General features: G+C 42.3%; 12 protein-coding genes, 1 pseudogene and 1 riboswitch. Of the genes and pseudogenes, 11 read left to right on the forward strand and 2 right to left on the reverse strand.

Annotated features, from left to right (window positions below):
* The first annotated feature begins 34 nt into the window (after positions 1–34).
* The 6 genes from RRU94_RS05375 (at position 35) to RRU94_RS05400 (ending at position 7,034) form a co-directional block, all read left to right on the forward strand.
* Positions 35–1,243: an ABC transporter substrate-binding protein gene (locus RRU94_RS05375; protein WP_410492970.1), complete on the forward strand. Its 1,209-nt coding sequence runs from the start codon at positions 35–37 to the stop codon at positions 1,241–1,243.
* A gap of 158 nt (positions 1,244–1,401) precedes the next feature.
* Positions 1,402–2,235, forward strand: coding sequence for a carbohydrate ABC transporter permease (locus RRU94_RS05380; RefSeq protein WP_315691947.1), 834 nt, complete (start codon positions 1,402–1,404; stop codon positions 2,233–2,235).
* Positions 2,235–3,053 (forward strand): carbohydrate ABC transporter permease, encoded by an 819-nt coding sequence (locus tag RRU94_RS05385; protein ID WP_315690780.1) that lies wholly within the window; start codon positions 2,235–2,237, stop codon positions 3,051–3,053. Before RRU94_RS05380 ends, RRU94_RS05385 begins: the two co-directional genes overlap by 1 nt.
* A 74-nt stretch (positions 3,054–3,127) precedes the next feature.
* Entirely contained in the window at positions 3,128–5,365 is a 2,238-nt protein-coding gene (locus RRU94_RS05390; RefSeq protein ID WP_315690781.1) for an alpha-galactosidase, read from the forward strand.
* A complete protein-coding gene (locus tag RRU94_RS05395) occupies positions 5,358–6,818 on the forward strand; it encodes a glycoside hydrolase family 32 protein (protein ID WP_315690782.1) in 1,461 nt (486 codons plus the stop codon). Before RRU94_RS05390 ends, RRU94_RS05395 begins: the two co-directional genes overlap by 8 nt.
* Positions 6,819–6,860: 42 nt before the next feature.
* Complete coding sequence (locus RRU94_RS05400) at positions 6,861–7,034, forward strand: DUF2187 family protein (RefSeq protein WP_315691948.1); 174 nt, start codon at positions 6,861–6,863, stop codon at positions 7,032–7,034.
* Positions 7,035–7,175: 141 nt separating this feature from the next.
* On the opposite strand, the gene guaC is transcribed toward RRU94_RS05400, so the two are convergent.
* Positions 7,176–8,159 (reverse strand): GMP reductase, encoded by a 984-nt coding sequence (guaC, locus tag RRU94_RS05405; protein ID WP_242237841.1) that lies wholly within the window; start codon positions 8,157–8,159, stop codon positions 7,176–7,178.
* An 83-nt stretch (positions 8,160–8,242) separates the two neighbouring features.
* Positions 8,243–8,342: riboswitch (purine riboswitch) on the reverse strand.
* A gap of 655 nt (positions 8,343–8,997) precedes the next feature.
* On the opposite strand from guaC, the gene RRU94_RS05415 reads away from it, so the two are divergent.
* The gene (locus tag RRU94_RS05415; RefSeq protein ID WP_315690783.1) at positions 8,998–10,356 is read left to right on the forward strand and encodes a transposase; all 1,359 of its coding nucleotides are present in this window, start codon (positions 8,998–9,000) and stop codon (positions 10,354–10,356) included.
* Positions 10,357–10,429: 73 nt separating this feature from the next.
* Positions 10,430–10,969: pseudogene (locus tag RRU94_RS05420) on the forward strand (SDR family oxidoreductase); the annotation flags it as partial.
* Positions 10,970–11,062: 93 nt separating this feature from the next.
* Here RRU94_RS05420 and RRU94_RS05425 read toward each other — a convergent pair.
* Positions 11,063–11,899, reverse strand: a complete 837-nt coding sequence (locus RRU94_RS05425) for an AraC family transcriptional regulator (protein WP_315690784.1) — start codon at positions 11,897–11,899, stop codon at positions 11,063–11,065.
* 214 nt (positions 11,900–12,113) lie between these two features.
* Between RRU94_RS05425 and RRU94_RS05430 the strand changes: the two genes are divergently transcribed.
* From RRU94_RS05430 to RRU94_RS05440, 3 genes are all read left to right on the forward strand, one after another.
* Positions 12,114–13,319, forward strand: coding sequence for a Gfo/Idh/MocA family protein (locus RRU94_RS05430; RefSeq protein WP_315690785.1), 1,206 nt, complete (start codon positions 12,114–12,116; stop codon positions 13,317–13,319).
* 245 nt (positions 13,320–13,564) lie between these two features.
* Positions 13,565–15,322, forward strand: a complete 1,758-nt coding sequence (locus tag RRU94_RS05435; protein WP_315690786.1) for a sensor histidine kinase — start codon at positions 13,565–13,567, stop codon at positions 15,320–15,322.
* Positions 15,319–16,395: a response regulator transcription factor gene (locus tag RRU94_RS05440; protein WP_315690787.1), complete on the forward strand. Its 1,077-nt coding sequence runs from the start codon at positions 15,319–15,321 to the stop codon at positions 16,393–16,395. The genes RRU94_RS05435 and RRU94_RS05440 overlap by 4 nt, the downstream gene beginning before the upstream one ends.
* Positions 16,396–16,422: the final 27 nt, after the last annotated feature.

The following is a 16,422-nucleotide window of genomic DNA, read 5'->3' on the forward strand; positions in this document are numbered from 1 at the left end:
AGTGAACACATTGAAAAAAACAGCTTTTGTATTAATGACAGGAATTCTTGCTTTCTCAGGACTTGCGGCCTGTTCGAATAAAGAAGGTGCTTCTGGAGATGAAAAGGTAGAAATTGAATTTTTCCAATACAAAACTGAAGCAAAAGGGACGTTTGATGAGCTTATTGCACAATTTGAAAAAGAAAATCCAGAAATTGACGTCGTACAGTCCAATCCACCTGATGCCATGACAGTATTAAAAACAAGAATTGCTAAACGTGACATGCCCGATGTCATTGGAATGGGGGCAGATGTCACATTTAAAGAATTAGTGGATGCGAAAGCGCTTGCGGATATGTCGGACAGTCCTGCTCTTAACGGCATCCAGCCAGCTTACGTGCAGATGCTGAAAGATGTTTCCGGTGCCAAAGAAGTGTATGGGGTGCCATATGCAGCAAATGCGGTAGGTGTTATTTATAATAAAGCGATTTTCAAAGAAATGGGACTTAAAGTACCACAGACATGGGATGAATTTATCGCAACGGCTGAAAAAGTAAAAGCGGCAGGAAAAATCCCATTTTACTTTACATTTAAAGACGCCTGGACAACCCTTCCGCCTTATAACGCTTTAGCTGCCAATACACAAGGGGAAGACTTTTTTAAAAAGCTCAATGCAGGTGAAACAACATTTTCTAAAGGACATAAAGAAGCAGCGGAAAAATATTTGAAACTATTAGAAAACGGCCATACAAACCAACATGGAAAAGCATATACAGATGGCAATACAGCTTTTGCAAACGGTGAATCAGCGATGTACCTGCAAGGTGTATGGGCGATTCCAGAAATTAAAAAAGCGAACCCGGATATTGACCTTGGTGTTTTCCCATTCCCTGTAAGCAACGAGTCGGGTGGATCGAAAGTAGTGTCGGGTGTTGATTTGCTTCTTGCCACTGCAGCAACTACGGAGCATCCTGAAGAAGCACAAAAATTTATTGAATTTTTAACTTCGGACGAAGTAGCAAAAGAGTATCTGGCTCAGCAAAATGCATTTTCTGCTAAACAAGGAATCGTACAGGAAGATCCGTCGGTTGAGGGGTTAAAAGAGAGTTTTGAAAAAGGCGCAGTTGTCGATTTCCCTGACCATTATATTCCATCGGCAGTCGGGTTGGACAGACAGCTTCAAGTATTTGTGAAAGAAAAAGATCCAAAAGCATTTTTGAAAACATTAGATGCCGAGTGGAAGAAGGTCGCAGAACGTAAGTAATAATGGGCTGACAGGAGCCTTTATGGAACCGGTTCCTGTCATTTTAAAAAAAGGAGATGACATACATGGCGCACAAGCCTCTTTCAATAAGTCAGCCTGCCGTTCCAGCTGCTGCAAAGAAAAAGCCGTTTAATAAAAAGAATATTCCTTTTTACTTAATGACACTGCCGGCTGTTCTTTTATTTGCTTTGTTCCACACGTTCCCAGCTCTTCAAGGTGTATATTATTCTTTTACAAATTGGGATGGCATCAGCTTTATTTATGATTTTGTCGGATTTAAAAACTACATTAACTTATTTAAAGATGGAAATATCTTAAATTCTTATTGGTTTACTTTCAAGTTTGCGGTGCTGTCTACCATTCTCGTAAACGTCTTAAGCCTGGTCATTGCACTTGGGCTAAATGCCAAAATTAAAGGGAAAAACTTTTTCCGGGGTGTGTACTTTCTGCCGAATGTTCTGGGTGTATTAATCGTTGGATACATCTTCAACTATATTTTTGCTAACGTGATTCCAAAAATGGGTGAAACGTTAAACATTGGTTTCTTGTCTGTTAACATTTTAGGAAGTGAAAGTACAGCATGGATCGGGATTGTAATCGTCGCAGTCTGGCAGGCTTGTGCTTTTAATGTCATTTTGTACCTAGCGGGTCTTCAGACAGTTCCTGCTGAATTATACGAAGCATCTAGCCTTGATGGGGCAAATAAGTGGCAGGAATTTTGGAAAATTACTTTCCCAATGATCGCTCCATTTTTCACCATCAATATGGTACTGGCCATGAAAAACTTCTTGATGGTATTTGATCAGGTTCTTGCATTAACGGGCGGAGGTCCAGGGCGTGCGACAGAATCAATTTCCGTTTTAATTTACAAAGGCGGCTTCGGCGGCGAATTTGCTTACCAGTCCGCAAACTCCGTTTTATACTTTATCGTTATTCTCGTCATTTCAATATTTCAAATTAAAGTGCTGCAAAAAAGGGAGATGGATATGTAATGGCAAAGAAAACAAACTGGACAGTAACAACACTCATTGCCATAGGTTCATTATTTATTTTACTTCCTCTTTATCTAGCAGTTTCCATTGCTTTAAAAACACCGGAGGAGATGGCAGATTCGCCATTTTCACTGCCGACAGGGCTTCATTTTGAAAACTTCGCTAAGGCAATTGAAGCAACTAATTTTTTTAGTGCATTCACCAACAGCGCAATCATTACAATCGTAACGGTTGTTTTTACGATCCTCACCAATTCAATGGTTGCTTATGCTATCGCACGCAATATGCATCGCCGCGTATTTAAAGTGATGTATTACTATTTTGTTTCGGCACTTTTTATTCCATTTCCGATCATTATGCTGCCGCTTGTGAAACAAGTTTCGCTGTTTGGCATGGATAATCCGGGGGGTCTCATTTTCTTGTACATTGTGTACGGAGCTGCGCTGAATATCTTTATTTATGTTGGATATATTCGCTCTATTCCACTTGAGCTTGAGGAAGCCGCAATTATGGATGGATGTAGTACGTGGGGAGTATTTTGGAAAGTCATTTTTCCACTTCTTACACCGATTAATGCAACGATCGGTATCCTGACATGTTTATGGGCATGGAACGATTTCCTGCTTCCACTGATCATCTTAAGCGAACCAGCCGATGCTACATTACCGCTTGTACAGTACATTTTCCAATCTGAATTTGGTGCAGATTACAACCTGGCTTTTGCTTCTTATTTGCTGGCGCTTTCTCCAATGGTCATTGTGTATATCTTTGCTCAAAAATGGGTGATCGGAGGCGTTGTGCGCGGCGCGATTAAATAAAAGCATAATAGCTGCGGGACCCGTGCACTCCCGCAGTTTTTTTACTCGATAACTTTAAAACAGAGGTGGAAAACATGGCGAACTATACATTAAAAAAAGAGAAAAAAACGAGCATTCAGTTCAATGAATCTACAAAAACATTTCATTTGCAGGCAGGAAATACAAGTTATGTTATGCAGATCGTCAATGAAGGCTTCTTAGCTCATTTGTACTGGGGTCGAAAAGTAAGCGATTACCGTTTTGCTAATTACTTGCAGTATGCAGACCGCGGGTTTTCTGGAAACCCATACCCTTCACAGGATCGTACCTTTTCTCTTGATACACTGCCACAAGAATTCCCCGTGTATGGTACAACGGATTACCGGGCGCCTATTATACAAGTGCAGCTCGAAAATGGCACGATGATTACGGACTTTCGCTATGATTCTCACCGGATTGTCAACGGAAAGCCGGCTTTAGACGGGCTTCCAGCTACTTATGTAGAGTCATACGAGGAAGCAGCTACATTAGAAATTGTGATGAAAGATTCACTTTCCAAAATGAAAGCGGTTCTATCTTATACGACCTTCCCAAACCGCAACGTGATTACGCGTTCTGTCCGATATGTGAATGAAGGGACTCAATCTCTTCGTTTGCTGCGCGCGATGAGCACTAGCCTGGATTTCCGTGACGCTGATTTTGATTTTCTGCAGCTGACCGGCGCCCATGTACGGGAACAGCATATTGAACGGCATCCGCTTCGCTCAGGCACACAGTCGGTTGAAAGCCGCCGCGGAGCCAGCAGCCATCAGCTGCACCCGTTTATTGCGCTTCTCCGAAAAAACGCCGATGAGCAGCACGGCGACGTCTATGGCTTCAGTTTTGTGTACAGCGGTAATTTCTTAGCGCAGGCAGAAGTCGACCCGTTTCAAAATACACGTGTTTCAATGGGCATCAATCCATTTGATTTTACCTGGAAGCTTGAAGCCGGAGAGTCGTTCCAGGCCCCTGAAGTCGTCATGGTTTATTCACATGAAGGACTTGGCGGTATGTCTAGAACGTATCATGATCTGTACCGGTCCCGTCTCGCACGCGGCTCATTCCGTGATAAAGAGCGGCCGATTTTAATTAACAACTGGGAAGCAACTTATTTTGATTTTAATGCAGAGAAAATCGAAGCAATTGCCAAAGAAGGCAGCGAGCTGGGGATGGAACTATTTGTGCTGGATGACGGCTGGTTCGGCAAACGGAATGATGATAAAACATCGCTTGGCGATTGGTTTGTCAACCAGGAAAAGCTGCCGAACGGATTACAAGATTTAGCAGAACGGGTCCGGAATATGAATATGGAATTTGGCCTTTGGTTTGAACCGGAAATGATCTCGGTGGACAGTGAGTTGTACCGCAAGCACCCGGACTGGTGTCTGCACGTACCGGGAGCATCCCGTTCAGAAAGCCGGAACCAGCTTATTTTAGATTTTTCGCGCGATGATGTATGCATTCATATTACAAAAGCAATTATGGATATTTTAGCGAGCGCTCCTATTACGTATGTAAAGTGGGATATGAACCGGCATATGACCGAAATCGGCTCGGCTCTTCTGCCAGCTGACCGCCAGAGGGAAACCTCCCATCGTTATATGCTGGGGCTTTATAAAGTGATGGAGAAGATTACCGCTTCATTTCCACATATTTTATTTGAAAGCTGCTCTGGAGGCGGCGGCCGGTTTGACCCTGGTATGCTTTACTACATGCCGCAAACATGGACAAGTGATAATACCGATGCCGTTTCACGCTTGAAAATACAGTATGGTACAAGCTTAATTTATCCAATCAGTTCAATGGGCGCTCATGTTTCTGCTGTTCCAAACCATCAGGTAAACCGGATAACGTCTCTTAAAATGCGTGGAGACGTAGCTTCCTCAGGCAACCTCGGTTATGAGCTAGACCTTACCAAACTGACGGAAGAGGAAAAAGAAGAAGTGAAGCAGCAGGTGGCTGAGTACAAAGAAATCCGTTCGCTTGTGCAGTTTGGCGACTTTTACCGCCTGCTCAGCCCATTTGAAGGAAATGAAACCGCCTGGCTGTTTGTGAATAAAGAAAAAACCGAAGCAGTAGTCTCCTATTTCCGTGTACTGGACGCGCCAAATGCTCCGTTCCGCTCCTTTACACTAGCCGGCCTTCATCCCGAGAAAAAGTACCATATTCAAGAAAACGGAGAGGTCATTGGAGGAGATGAACTAATGTATGCAGGTATGGCTATACCTGCAAACCTGAGCGGTGACTTCCAAAGTCTTGTTTGGCATTTAAAGGAGGAAAAAGCGAGTGAATAAAGTGGTGGAGCAAGGTGATGAATTATTTAAACAGGATATTCAAAAAGCGGCTAAGAGTCCTTATCGGCTCGGGTATCATATTATGGCTCCGGCGCGTTGGATCAATGACCCAAATGGATTGATTTATTGGAACGGTGAATATCATGTTTTTTATCAGTATCACCCATTTGACGTAAAGCCTGGCTCTATACACTGGGGCCATATGAAAAGCAAGGATCTGGTTCATTGGGAGCACTTGCCGATTGCCATTGCTCCGGATGAAGATTATGACAAAAGCGGCTGTTTTTCCGGTAGTGCCGTTGATAATAACGGTGTGCTGACGCTTATGTATACGGGCCATGTAGACGAAAACGGTGTTATTACGGAAACGCAATGCATTGCTGAAAGCACTGATGGCATTCATTTTACCAAACATCCGCAAAACCCGGTGATAGCCCATCCGCCTGAGGGCGCTTCTCATGATTTCCGCGATCCGAAAGTATGGAAGCATCAGGACAAGTGGTATATGGTGATTGGAAGCCAGAAAAACAAGCTCGGCAATGTTCATTTATATGAGTCAGACGATCTGCTTTCTTGGAGAGAGCGCGGCGCCATCGTGAAAAGTGATGGAAAGCTAGGTTTTATGCTCGAATGCCCGGACTTTTTTGAACTAGAGGGAAGACACGTGCTGGTATTTTCACCGCAGGGTGTGAAAGCAGATGGAGACCATTACCAAAACTTGTATCAAACTGGTGCGTTGATTGGAGAATTCGATTACGAAGCAGCTCATTTCACGCATAGGGAGTTTACCGAGCTGGATGGAGGATTTGATTTTTATGCTGCTCAGACATTTAAAGACGACAAAGGACGGCGTATTCTCTTTGGGTGGATGAACATGTGGGAAGCGGAAATGCCGGAGCAGGCACATGGATGGGCTGGGGCGCTTACCCTTCCACGGGAACTCACATTTAATCAATCAGGACAATTGCTCATGAAGCCAGTAGCGGAATTGCAGTTGCTCCGCCATGAAAAAGTAACGGCAGAATCGATGCTGGTTTCAGGCGTAAAAAAACTGAACTTTGCCGGAGATCGGCTTGAAATCATTGCAGAGTTTTCGAAAGATACAGCTTCTGCATTCGGTTTAAACGTCCGCTGCTCAGAAGAAGGGCAGGAAAAAACAGTGATACGCTTTGACACACAAGAAGAAAAAATGATTGTAGACCGAAACCAATCCGGCGAAGGAGAAGGCGGGATTCGAAAAGTGAAAATAAGCAATAAGGATACTGTTAAACTTCATGTATTCATTGACCGATCATCGGTAGAACTATTTGTGGATGATGGAGAAACAGTCATGACCAGCCGAATTTACCCGAAAGCGGACAGTACAGGCGTTGAAGTATTTGCGGAAGGCGGAACGGCAAACTTGCTTTCTTTGCAGGCATGGACATTAAAGGATGTTTGGAATGAGAATTAAGCGTTATAAATGATTTTATAGAAAAGGGTGGTTCAGTTGATAATAAAGAAAGCTTTAGTAGGCTCTATTATTACATTTAACGGTGGAATAAAGGGAGTCGTTCAAAAAGTAAATGAGAACTCGGTCATTGTAGCGATTAAGGAAAATCCCACTCTTCTTGAATATGAAGGAAACCGTACAGTGGTAAACCATAAAAATTATACGATTATTTCTTAGTAATAAAACGGAGCAGTCAGGCTGTTAAGCCTGACTGCCTCTTTTAGCTTTTTAAATCAAAATTATGATGCGATTCTGTTTTCCTTAAATCAAAAACCAGCCAAACATTCTGGCTGGCTTTTGATTTAAAGGACTATATCTTTAGTATACTTTGTCACCGTTAAAGATAGAGTTTTTAACAATCACGTAGTCTACATTGCGGATTGCGGACAGCTTGTTTCCGCCTGCATAAGAAATAGAAGACTGAAGATCCTGCTCCATTTCCGTTAACGTATCCTGCAGCGCACCTTTGTATTCTACATGCATTTTTTTGCCTTCGACATTTTTTCTTTCCCCTTTTTGAAACTCAGAAGCTGATCCAAAGTATTCTTTATACATCTTTCCGTCTTGGACAACTGTTTCTCCAGGGGATTCTTCATGTCCGGCAAATAGGGAGCCAATCATCACCATTGATGCGCCAAAACGGACAGATTTAGCAATATCCCCGTGTGTACGGATACCGCCGTCTGCAATAATTGGCTTGCTCGCTGCTTTTGCACACCATCTTAACGCAGCTAACTGCCAGCCGCCTGTTCCAAATCCAGTTTTAATTTTTGTAATACATACTTTTCCAGGTCCGATGCCCACTTTTGTCGCATCCGCGCCCGCATGTTCTAACTCGCGCACCGCTTCAGGTGTTCCGACATTCCCGGCAATTACAAAGCTTCCAGGCAGATGCTTCTTAATATGCTGAATCATATTGATGACCGAATTGGCATGACCGTGTGCGATATCGATCGTAATATATTCAGGTGTAAGATTTTCTTCTGCTAGGTTTGTGATAAATGTGTATTCTTCTTCTTTAACCCCGACACTAATAGAGGCATATAAGCCGCGGGATTGCATGTCTTTCACAAAATCGAGCCGCTTCTCAGGCTGGAAACGGTGCATAATGTAAAAATAATTATTTTCTGCCAGGTAAACAGCAATCTTTTCGTCAATAATCGTCTGCATATTAGCAGGCACAACAGGCAGCTTAAATGTCCGGCTGCCAAACGTAACGCTTGTATCGCATTCAGACCGGCTGTTTACAATCGATTTTGCTGGAATTAACTGAATATCCTCATAATCAAATACATTATCCATTTTGAACACTCCTAAATAGGTTTTTTCTTAATTATTTCCTTATTCCTTAGAAAACAATAAAAAAATCCTGACTACAAATGGGTTCTCTAAAGACACCCATTCGTAGTCAGGATTTTACGGATCCTAGTAGAAACCCTCAAACCATATTATTGAGGATATACGAACGTAAGCGGTACTATTCATGTTTTCTAACAATATTGATCTTAGGATATATTTATTTTTCTGTCAACTAAAAGTTCGTGTTTTTTGAAGATTTTATCTTTATATACACTTTATAATTGTAATTACTCACAAAAAACACGAACATTAAAAAGAGGGGATAGGTTTATTAATAATATTATCTTGCCGCTTAGTAAACGACACTGTTTTCATATTCACGGGGTAATGATGTGGCTGTGCACATTAAGACGAAATTCTGCTTGCGAATATTTGGCAGAACAAAAGGGAGTTCCTTCAACAGGAAAGGCTTTTAATTGGCATTATCAGAGAAAGGAGTAAAATGAAAGCATATTAAAAACAGGAAAAAAGGGTATCGATGAATTTATCGGGAAATACAGTTCTCATTACAGGTGGAGCCTCGGGAATCGGCCTTGCTTTTATGAAGCGTTTTATTGAACAAAGAATTAGCGCCGCATTCCCCTTCAAAATCTCCGATTTGGTGAGGGTTAGGCGCTAAGGTCTTTATTCTCCTGTTCTTCTATATATTTTTTATTACATTGCTTGCTAATTTGTACTTAGTAATCACTCATACTGGTCATCTTTTCATTTTACAATTGTTTTCCATTTTGATACGATCAACGTATCATAAAGACTGAAAAATGGAAAGGAGGGTTTGACCATGAAAGTTGCGAAGTCGCTGCTGCACAAAATTACAAACCAGACGGAAATCTTCAATGATACGCTGGATATTTACAACGATGCCCTGTTCTTCATCATCCGGGTTATCGACAAAGAGTTTGATAATACTGATGACCTGACAACAAAATCAATTGTGCCGGCAGTAGAAAAACTGATTCACGCAACCAAATCAAACCCTCTTCCGAAATACAAAGAGTTTAACGAACGTTTTTATAAATTGCCATCTTACTTCCGCAGAAGTGCCATCGCTTCTGCTTTTGGCAAGGTAAAGAGCTTCCGCTCTAACTATCAAAACTGGGAAAAAGAACAGAAATACGCTCTTTCCGAAGGGAAAAAATTCAAGAAACAGCCGCCCCGTCTGCAGACGGAACATAAAGAATTCCCTGTTTTTTATCGCGGAAACATGTTTAACAGGACATCTGATACCACTGCACAAATCAAGGTATTCCACCAGAATGACTGGGTATGGACAGATATCGAATTTAAAGAGCAGGACCTTTATAAACGCGGTGTTTGGGAATGGAAAGAGAACAATCCTAAGCTGATTAAGCGAGGAAAGAAATTCTTCCTTTCCATCAGCTATGAAAATAAAGTCACTTTAACAAAAACACCTATTCAAGAGCAAAAAGTGTGTGCGGTAGACCTTGGACTGACGAACTCTGCGGTTTGTTCAGTTATCGATGCAAAAGGCACTGTCTTAAGCCGGACATTTATTGACCAGCCTAAAGAAAAAGACCGTCTGCAGACGTTAACGAACAAATTGAGGAAAGCCCAGCGGGCAAGCGGCCGTATCCATGCACCAAATTTTTGGCGGCAGATCAATGGGTACCAGCAGCATATTGTCCGCCACACAAGCCATGAAATTGTAAAATTCGCGGCGAAACATGGCTGTGACGTCATCGTCTTCGAATATCTCGGCAGAATGAAAATCCCTAAAGGATTTTATGGAGCCAGGAAACTTCGCTTCAAGCTTCATGGATGGCGGAAAATAGGCATCCAGAACAAAGTAGAAGAAATGGCGCATTACCTCGGCATGCGCATTTCCCGGATCAATCCGCGAAAGACCAGCGTCCTGGCATTTGACGGCTCTGGAAAAGTGGAACGGAACCCGAAAAAAGACCTTGCCACGTTTTCAACGGGCAAAGTCTATCATGCGGATTTATCTGCTTCTTATAATATCGGGGCCCGTTATTTCATTCGGGCTTTTCAAAAAACCATTTCGGAAACGAAATGGTTGTCTCTTCAGGCAAAAGTTCCTGAGCTGGCAATAAGGACATCCCAGACCTTGTCTTCGTTCATTAGTCTCCATCATGCACTCGGGCTTCCGCAGGAAGCTTAACCAGCTGATGTTGTACCGTATTCAAGATAAGGGATGCTCCATTAAAATCTTTGATTTAGGTGGAGAGGTTCACTGGGTGACGACTGAGCATCCTGAAGTGAATGTCCGCGTCAATAATGCAGGTATTCAGCAGCGCTTTAATGTATTAGAAGCAGATGTAGTTCAAAACTGGAGCTATTTTAGTAACGAAATCACCGCAAACATGGAAGCACCGATTCACCTGTCTATGCTGTTTGCCCCGGACTTTGCGAAAAAAGAGAACGCGGTTATGATGAATGTTACGTCTGGCCTGGCTTTTACACCAATGGCCATCGCTCCTATTTATTCAGCGACAAAAGCGGCGCTTCATTCATTCTCTATGAGCCTGAGACACCAGCTGTCGGAAACATCTGTTCAAGTCATTGAAGTCGCACCGCCAGCTGTAAATACAGATTTAGGCGGCGCGGGCCTCCATAAATTCGGGGTTCCGGTCGATGAATTTTCGGATGGTATTTTTAAAGGGCTGGCGGAAGGAAAGCAGGAAATCGGCTACGGCACCTCCCAAAAAGCTTTGCGCATGTCGAGAGATGAAATCGACGAAGCGGTAAAGAATATTTATAACCGCGTGAGATAAAGGAATAAGCGGATAAAAAAGCACGTCAATGGTTAAAAACAATAGCCATTGACGTGCTTTTTTGTAGTTTACTTGTACATTTCATTTGCTTTCTCAAATAGTCAGATTCCGAAATTCCGTTGGAGTAAAACCGACTTTCTTATAAAAAATGTTAATGAACCCTGAACTGCTGCTGTAGCCCACTTCAAAGGCGATATCAGAGACAGAAAGATTCGTTGTTTTTAATAAACCTTTGGCTGTATCAATCCTATTTTTTGTCGCAAACTCGATTGGAGCATATCCGGTTTCGGATTTAAAGACATGGGAGAAATAATACGGGCTTAAATTCACATGCTGCGCAATTTCTCTTAAAGTCACCTGCCTGTTTGTATTCGCTTTAATATATTGAATGGCTTGATCGACAGGAGAGGTTTCATTATGCTGTTTTTCTTGTTTTGCAGAAAGGCTGTTGATCATCGTATAAATCACACAGGTACAGTCGGAAACAGACATGTCCTGTTCATTTTGATAGGTGTAGATCATCTGGTAGAGCTGCTTTCCGATCTCGATATTACGTTTGTGCTGAAAGAAAAACCCATGCTGTTTCATAATATAACGGCATAATTCCTGTGAGTTAGGTCCGTCAAAATGTATATAGATAAATTCCAGTCCGTCGGAGCCGTAATAGTGGTGGGGTTCACGGCAGTCCAGCAATAGGATATCGCCTTTTTTAGCCGTCACCGACTTATCCCGATAATTTACGTGAAGTTGTCCGCTGCGAATATACATCAATAAAAGATAAGGGAAGTAATCCCGCTTAATACTGTAGTCAGCATTGCAGTAATAATGGCCGCAGCAGATCAAATGATAGTAATGTTTTTTGATGGTTTCAGAAGGGGTGAAAAAGTAATAATGCGAACCTTTCGCTACCCCGGGTTCATTCAGCAGCACGGGATCACTCCTTTTTATCGTGTTTAAAATGATTTTATGATTACGCTTACATAAAAGCAAGAATAATGAACAACAAAGCAATCCTGCGTATTTTTGATTTTCCCTCCTTTTACTATACTAAGCATGTAAAGGCGGTAACAGTAAATAAAGCATAAAAAGCTTATTGATTTTCTGCAGCAATAATAAAAAACACAATCCTAAAAGGGAGGAATGTATGATGTTGAATGGAGAGAAAAAAATCGAACGACCGCTTCGCTGGGCAATGGTAGGCGGAGGAAGGCTCAGCCAGGTGGGATACAAGCACCGCACGGGAGCACTTAGAGACAACACAGCCTTTCAATTAGTAGCGGGCGCATTTGACATCGATCCTGCCAGAGGAAAGGAATTTGGCATCAATCTCGGTGTAGCGTCCGACCGCTGCTACGAGGATTATGAAACCATGTTTGAAGAGGAAGCGAAACGAGAAGATGGCATTGAAGCCGTGTCTATCGCAACCCCGAACGGCACGCACTATGATATTACAAAAGCGGCCCTGGAAGCAGGCCTCCACGTAATCTGCGAAAAGCCCTTATTTTTCACAACTGAAGAAGGACTGGAGATTAAAGCGCTCGCAGAAGAGAAGGGGAAAATAGTGGGCGTCACGTATGGATTCTCCGGCAACCAAATGCTTTTACAGATGCGGGCGATGATTGAAAAAGGGGATATTGGCGAGATCCGCATGGTAGAGCTACAGTATACACATGGCTTTAATGCAACAGATGAAGCAGATAAATACAGCGATGCACAAAAGTGGCGAGTGGACCCGAAGATTGCAGGGCCAAGCTTTGTTTTAGGTGATCTTTCGACTCATACGTACTACATGTCACAGTTAATCCTGCCCAACATGAAGATTAAGAAACTGCTTTGCGACCGTCAAAGCTTTATCAGCAGCCGTGCTCCGTTGGAAGACAATGCTTATGTGCTAATGCATTATGAAAACGGGGCAGTAGGCAGACTATGGACATCTTCTGTGAATGCAGGGTGTATGGATGGCCACCGAATTCGTATTGTCGGTTCAAAAGCAAGCCTGGAATGGTGGGACAGCAAGCCGGGCGAACTATCTTATGAAATTCAGGGGCAACCTGCGCAAACACTGATCCGGGCGATGCCTTACCTCGACGAAACTTGCCATGCAGATGAACGCCTGGGTGCTTTGCACGTAGAAGGCCTGTCTGACGCATGGGCAAACATTTATCTTAAGTTTGCGATTGCCATGGATGCAAAAAATCGCGGCGATCAAGAAACGCTGGACAATCTTGTTTATCCGGATATTGACGCAGGAATCGAAGGCATCCGCTGGATTGAGCATTGTGTACGTTCGGCTGACCAGGGTGCCGTCTGGGTTGATTTTAAATATGAACAGGAAACACAGTTCATCTGATTTTTCAAAGCCAAATCTTGTTTAAGATTTGGCTTTTTTGCTTTGTAAGCTGATAGAGATAAGCAGCAAAAGCATCAATGGGATTCGGTTACTGAACAGATAAAGAGATGGAACATGCTGGAGAACGGGCTTGTGAGACGCTGATTTATTGACAGCATGGTTTAAGAGCGATTCGATAAAAATCTGTTTCACAATCAGAATGAGAACGATTACAATAAAAGAAATTTAAAGAGGGAGGGTGCCATGTGAAGCATGTACTAAAAGAGATGGAGCATTATTTTAAATTAACGGTTTTAAACAGCATTCAGCGAAAATTAATGGGAACACTGTTGCTTGTCATGATGGTTCCGCTTATTATCTTTATGTTAATTTCGACACAGATTTCAAGAGGAACCGTAGAATCCTCAGAGATTAGTTCAAACAAATCAAGAGTGGAGCTTTCTGGCAGTTACCTGGAAGAGCAAATACGCTGGTATGATGAATTTTTATTTGATGCCCTTGTGGATGAACAGCTGGTGCCCAGCATTTCCTCAGTTGAAGATATTAATACCGTTAACATTTTTAACAGACAGTCGTACATAAAAGACAAGCTTTTTGGATTATTCAATGGCCGAGATGATACGACCTCGGCATCTCTTGTTTCATTTGAAGAAAACCAGCTTTACAAAGTAGAAAGCAACGACTTTTTCGTTTTTCCTTATCTTGATTCACCAGTTCCGCCCCAAAACAAAGAGGCTATTTTTGGTGTAGACCAGAAAACAGGCAGCTTTTCTTTTGAGAGGTATATTTACCGCTTTGAAGATCAAAGAGCTGTCGGAAAAATTCAAATCAACGTTTCATTTTCTTTTATGGACCATATTGCAGAAAACCTGAAAAGCAACGAAGGCGAACACATTTTGCTTTTAGATTCAAAAGGGAACGCGCTTTACAATCCGGACCATATCAATCTTACAAAAGAATTCAGCCGTCAATTGGCAGAGCAGGCCGAACATCGGGCGTACGCGATTGAAAAAGAAAACTATTATTTTCTGCAGCCGATCATGGATAGAAAATTAACCATTTTAAAAATGGTGCCGAAAGAAGTGATGCTTACAGGAGCTGTGCATATTGGCCGGTCTGGTCTATTCATTTTGATTGTCTCGATGATCTTAACAGCTATATTGTCCGTAGTAGTATCAAACCAGGTGGCAAGACCGATTGTTTCGTTAACGAAAGCGATGGAGCGTGTGGAAGAAACCGATTTTCGTGTAGATATGAAAGTGGAGCGCACGGATGAGATTGGTATTCTTCATCGTAAATATAAAGAGATGATCGACCGGATACGGGATTTGATCGAAAAAAATTATAAGCGCGAGCTGGAAACAAGGGACGCTCAATTTCTGGCTTTGCAGGCGCAAATCAATCCGCACTTTCTTTATAATACCCTTCAAGTAATTGGGGGGATGGCTGTCAAAAACGGAGCAGGCGATATTTATAAAATGACACAGAAGCTGGCGCTCATGTTCCGCTACATTACCAATAAGCAGGGCGATCTTGTACCGCTTCGGGAAGAAATCACCCATTTGAAAAACTATTTATATATTCAGCAGGTCCGTTTTGGAGAAAAAATTTCGATTCAGCTGTTTGTAGATGAATCCATCAACGAAGCCCTGATTCCGCTTTTGTCCCTGCAGCCGATTATTGAAAACTCTTTTAAGCATGGCTTTGAAACCCAGGTGGAGCAAGGAGTTATCAAAATAGATATCCAGGAAATCTTCGATGAAATTGAAATTACCATCGAGGACAATGGAGCAGGTATGAGTGAAGAACGGCTTCGGGAAGTCAGAAAAAAACTGCAACAGGAGGGATTCTCTGAACAGCGGAGCATTGGACTGAAAAATGTGGATGCGCGCATCAAACTATATTTTGGCAGAGAGTACGGCATTGATGTGGACAGCGAAAACTCTTATTACACGAAGGTTACCATTCGAATTCCATCAAAACAAAAGGAAGTGGCAGCATGACAACACTACTCATTGTCGATGATGAGCATTGGACACGGGATACAGTTAAAACACTTGTGGATCAAGAGCTGTGGGGGATCAGCCAGCTGGATGAAGCTGAAAATGGGGAACAGGCTATTGAGAAAATACAGAAGAAATGCCCGGATATTATCATAACCGATATGAAAATGCCGGGAATAGACGGAATTGGCCTGCTGGACGTGTTAAAAAACGACTATCCCGAAATACCTGTGATTGTGTTAAGCGGCTATCAGGATTTTATGTATACGCGCCAGGCAATCAAAGCAAAAGCCGTTGAATACCTGCCAAAACCTGTTGATAGAGAGGAGCTCAACCAAGCATTTGGAAAAGCTATTATGGAAAAGCGAAAACTGGAACAGCAGCAGATCAGCTATCCATTGTTTGCCTTCAAACAGCCCGCCATTTCATCGCTATTGGATCCTTTTTATGCTACACTTGCGTTTTCCTTAAAAGAGTTGAATGAAAAACAGTTCGAATCAACCGTTGAGCAGTTTCTCGCAGAGCTTCCCGAAAATTTAAAGCAGAATGAAGCCTTTCATTTCCGTTTTCACCAGCAGTTTCTCGTGTTAATGGAAGAAGTGATGAAACAGCATAATGTCACGCTAGAAGAGCTGGGATTTGAACGAAAAGATTTTATGTACGATCCCGCGGTCCCGATCGAAACGGAACTGATCAATATGCAAGCAGTCGGGAAAACCGTTATTCAGAAAATAAGGGAAGGAGCCAGACAAAAAACACGGATTAATTTGGACGATATTAAGTACTATATCGAAGAAAATTATTCTTCCCCCGAATTGTCGCTCGGTATGATCTCCAAAAAGTTTTATGTCAGTAAGGAGTATTTAACGACCGCTTTCAAAAAGAAGTTCGGATGCAATATTACCGAATTCATCATCGAATACCGCATGAATAAAGCAAAAGAGCTAGTCCAAACAACCACTCTTCAATATAAAACGATCAGCAGCATGATCGGCTATGAAGACGTTTCTTATTTTTACCGGCTGTTTAAAAAAGTCCATGGAAGTTCACCAGGATCGGTGCGAAAAGATTAACATAATACAAATGTAAGCGCTAATATT

The organism is Domibacillus sp. DTU_2020_1001157_1_SI_ALB_TIR_016 (assembly GCF_032341995.1).
In the GTDB taxonomy this organism is placed as follows: domain Bacteria; phylum Bacillota; class Bacilli; order Bacillales; family Domibacillaceae; genus Domibacillus; species Domibacillus indicus_A.